The 1,440-nt window shown below is 53.8% G+C and carries 1 protein-coding gene; it reads right to left on the bottom strand.

The window, feature by feature from the left end; all coding sequences use genetic code 11:
- Positions 1–1,440: beta strand repeat-containing protein (locus tag YWE_RS31040; protein ID WP_036016770.1), on the bottom strand; the 1,440-nt coding region annotated here is incomplete at both ends.

The raw sequence follows: 1,440 nt of genomic DNA, 5'->3' as shown, positions 1-1,440 counted from the left end.
CGCACCGTGGGTCAGGTTCAGCAGGTCGAAGTGTTGAATATCTGAGGTGTTAGCCAACTGATAATCCACCCCGTCAAAGGTCAGGCTATCGTTGGCACCGCCGGTGCCGGCATCCAGCGTACCGAAGGTAGCCGTATCTTTAACCAATACGGTGTTATTACCACCCACACCCGCCACCAAGTTAGCGATTTGCGCCGAGCCGGACAGGGTCAGATTATTATTGCCGGTGCCCAGCGTGATATTGCCTGCGGTTGAACCGTCGACGGTGATTTGGCTGTTTCCGTCACCCAGTGCCACATTGCCGAGCGCAGAGGCCTCTGTCACTGTGATTTGATGATTGCCAGCTCCGGTCATCACCAGATTACCCAGTGTTGACGCATCGTTGACCGTGACGGTCTGAGCTTGAGTTCCGGCCAGAATAACATCACCGATGTGCGCAGAACTACCCGATGCCGTCAGGGTATTGGCCCCACCGTTGGCCTTGATATTGCCGCTCAGGGTGCCGCCGGTCAGATTAATCAGGTTATCGCCGGTAGCAAAATCCAACAGCCCGGTAATATCGCCGGTATTGGTAAAGGTTTTATTGCCCGCATTCGACATGGCGATGGCGGCGATATCTGCTGAGGATGCAGTAATGGTGCCGCTGTTACTGATGGTCTCAGCATCGTGGACATTCAACACATTGCCGCCGGCCACGGTAGAGGCAGAGGTTAATATTCCGGAGTTTGCCACGGTTTTTGCACCGCTCACATCAATGGCGGAGCCGCCGGTAGCGTTAGCCACGGCGACGCTCACACCGGTATTTACTGAGCGCTCATTACCATCCAGCGTGGCCTTAACACCAATACCGCTGCCGGTGACCTTGATCTTTAGCTCAGACGAGTCCGAGAAATCCAGATTGGCCGCTACCGCAGAACCATCTTCATTAAGGTACAAAATACCGGTGCCGTCAGTGACATTGATATTGCCGCTATTCGTTTTGGCTAACGACGCCCCGGTTTTAATACCAATACCGGTGCCGCCCAGCTGAATCTTGGTGTTATCCAGCTTAATGCCTTCAATACCGGCCACGTTATGAATACCGATACCACTGGCACCAGCATCACTCATATCAATCAAGGTATTGGCCACGTTCAGGCTAAGCGCACCTTCACTGAGTAAAATACCGTCTGCGGTACCGCCGGCTTTAATGGTGCCGGTGCCGGATGCCGCGCTTAAGTTCAGCCCTGCACCCGCATCCACATGAATCGCCGCTTTACCGTTAACCGCTTCAATGGTTTTGGCGTTGGTAATGGTACTGTCGCTGCCTTTGATATGAATGGCGGTACCGTTAGCCTGAATATTCCCGCTATTCACCAGGTGGCCGTTGTTCAGGCTGATGGCCGTATGGTCAGCGCCTAAAGATAAGTTGATGGTGCCTTGGTTATCAATCTCGCCGCC

The sequence above is a fragment of the Budvicia aquatica DSM 5075 = ATCC 35567 genome (genome assembly GCF_000427805.1).
In the GTDB taxonomy this organism is placed as follows: Bacteria; Pseudomonadota; Gammaproteobacteria; order Enterobacterales; family Enterobacteriaceae; genus Budvicia; species Budvicia aquatica.
This window is presented reverse-complemented; position numbering and strand designations above follow the sequence as displayed.